At 73.7% G+C, this 3019-nt stretch carries 1 protein-coding gene; it reads left to right on the forward strand.

Going from position 1 to position 3019, the window contains the following annotated elements:
* Window positions 1–3019: SDR family NAD(P)-dependent oxidoreductase (locus A7A76_RS24615; RefSeq protein ID WP_206413790.1), on the forward strand; the 3019-nt coding region annotated here is incomplete at both ends.

A 3019-nucleotide genomic window follows, 5' to 3' on the forward strand; every position in this document is an offset into this window, starting at 1 on the left:
CGCGGCGCCGCGCCGGGTGCTGCTGATCGGCGCCGACGCGGCCTTGCGCGCGGCGCTGCTCGCCGCCTGCGCCGGCGATACGCTGCGCGAACTGGAAGCGCACCACTCGCAGGTCGAAGCGATCGTCGCGATCCGCGCGTTGCGTCCCACCCACGTGATCTGGGCCGCGCACGGCGCCGCCGCCGGCGAGGAACCCGACGCCCGGGTCCTGCGCTGCCTGCGCCTGACCAAGGCGCTGCTGCGCGAAGGCTACGAGCCGCGCGCGCTGCGCCTGATCGCGGTCACCGCGCAGGCCTTGGCGGTGCGCAACGACGAAGCCGGCGATCCGGCCCAGGCCGCGACGCATGGCTTCATCGGCTCGGTGGCCAAGGAGTACCCGCACTGGTCGGTGCACGCCTACGATCTCGACGCGCCGGAATCGGCGCCGTGGCCGGCGCTGCTCGACGCGCCGGCGGATCCGGAAAACAGCTCGGTCGCCTTGCGCGACGGCAGCCGCTATCTGCGCCGGCTGGTGCCCGCGCGCCTGCCCGAAGCCACCCGCACCCGCATGGTCGCCGGCGGCGTCTACGTGGTGCTCGGCGGCGCCGGCGGACTCGGCCAGGCCTGGAGCGAGTACGTGCTGCGCCGCTACCGCGCCAACGTCGTCTGGCTCGGCCGGCGCGCGCCCGAGGGCGAGATCGCCGCCGCCGTCGAGCGCCTGTCCGGTCTCGGCGGCAGCCTGCGCTATCTGCGCGCGGACGCGCGCAAGCGCAGCGAACTGGAAGCGGCGCTGAAACAGGTCGAAGCCGAGCACGGCATCATCCACGGCTTCGTGCATTCGGCGCTGAACCTGCACGACCGCGGGGTGATGGCGGTGGAAGAGGGCGCCTTCGCCCAGGCGCTGTCGTCCAAGCTCGCCACCGGCGCGGCCCTGGCCGGCGCGCTCGCGCGCTACCGGCCGGCCGACTTCGTGCTGTTCTTCTCGGCCTTGCAAAGCTTCAATCCTTCGCCCGGGCAGAGCAGCTACGCCGCCGGCAGCGCCTACGTCGACGCCCTGGCGACCTGGATGCGGCGCAAGGGCCACGCAGCCGCGCGCACCATCAACTGGGGCTATTGGGGCAGCGTCGGCATCGTCGCCTCGGCCGCGCACCGGCGCCGCATGGAGCACATCGGCGAAGGCTCGATCGAGCCGGCCGAGGCGATGCCGTTCATCGAGACCGCGCTGGCCGGACCGTTCGAACAGCTCGCCCTGCTCAAGCGCGCCGCCGCGCACGGCGGCGCGGCCTTGCCGATCCTCAACGAGGAAACCGTCGAACTCGCCGGCGCCGCGGCCGGCCTGCGCTTCGCGCCGCCCGACCTCGCCCGGATTCCGCAGCCGCAGGAGCCGGCGGAGCGGGGCGAACGCGCCGGCGCGGATCCGCTCGACGCGGCGCTCGCCAGCGGCATGCTGCACCAGATCGCGCGCTTCGCCGGCGCCGCCGCGGGCGCGACCGAACTGCGCTGGGACGCGCTGCAGCCGCGCCTGGGCAAGCCGGCGCTGTACGCGCCGTGGCTGCGCGAGGCGCTGGCGTTCCTGGTCCGCGCCGGCCTCGCGCACGAGCGCGCGGACGGCGTGCATGCGCTGGCGCGACCGCTGTCCGGGCACGACTGGGAGGTCGCCGAAAGCTACTTCGCCGGCCCGCTGCACAGCGAAAGCGAGCGCGCCCACGCCGCCCTGGTCGGGCCGCTGCTGCGCGCCTTGCCGGACATCCTCGCCGGCCGCCGCGAAGCCACCGACATCATGTTCGCCGACGCTTCGGTGCAGCGGGTGGAGCGGGTCTACAAGCAGAACCCGTACATCGATTATTTCAACCGGGTCGCCGCGGACCTGGTCGCCGGTTATGCCGAACAGCGCCTGCGCGCCGAACCCGATGCGCCGCTGCGGCTGCTGGAAATCGGCGCCGGCACCGGCGCCACCAGCGCGCGCGTGTTCGAAGCGCTCAAGCCGCATGCGGCCGCGGTCGCCGAGTATCGCTATACCGACGTGTCGCGCGCGTTCCTCGGCCATGCCGAGCGCGAGTATCGGGCGTCGGCGCCGTACCTGCGTTGCCAGTTGCTCGACATCGACCGGCCGCTGGCGGCGCAGGGCGTCGATTGCGGCGGCTACGACATCGTGGTGGCGACCAACGTGCTGCACGCCACCGTCGACATCCACCGCAGCGTGCGCCACGCCAAGGGCGCGCTGCGCCGCGGCGGCCTGCTGGTGGTCAACGAAATGCGCGGCCACGAGCTGTTCGCGCACCTGACCTTCGGCCTGTTGCCGGGCTGGTGGGCGCACCGCGACGGCTGGCTGCGCGAACCCGGCTCGCCCGGGCTGGCGCCGGCGAGCTGGCGCCGGGTATTGCAGGAAGAAGGGTTCCGCGCGATCCGTTTCCCGCTCGGGGACGCGCATCGGTTCGGACAGCAAATCATCCTTGCGGAGAGCGATGGAGTGTTTCGACACAAGAGCACGGCGGTGCCCGCACGCGAACCCGATGCCGGCGCGCCCGGCCCCGGCCGGTCCGGCCTCGCTGCGCCCGCGGCGGCGCAGGCTGCCCCAGCGCCTGCTGCAACGGAGCCTGCTGCAAAGGAGCCTGCTGCGACGGAACTTGCTGCGACGGAACTTGCTGCGACGGAGCCTGCCGTTTCGCCGGCCCCGGCCGCGGCCGATCCGGCCCTGCGCGAGCAGACCCTGCGCTTCGTCCGCCGCGAGGTCGCCGACGTGCTGGAACTGCCGGTGGAGGACGTCGACGCCGACGAGCCGTTCGAGAGCTACGGCATCGATTCGATCCTGGCCATCCGCCTGGCCAACCTGCTTCGCGCGCGCTTCCCGGATGTGTCCAGCACGATCGTGTTCGAGTATCCCAGCGTGCGCGCGCTGGCCGCGCATCTGAGCGCGCTGGAGCCCGTTCCGGCGTCCGTCGCCGCGTCCGCGCCTGCGCCACTTGCAGCCACAGCGAGCGCCGACCCCGCACCGGCCGCAGTGCCGGTCGCCGCGTCCGCGCCGGTCGCCGCCGCTGCG

It is taken from the genome of Lysobacter enzymogenes (genome assembly GCF_017168095.1).
GTDB classification, from domain to species: Bacteria; Pseudomonadota; Gammaproteobacteria; order Xanthomonadales; family Xanthomonadaceae; genus Lysobacter; species Lysobacter enzymogenes_D.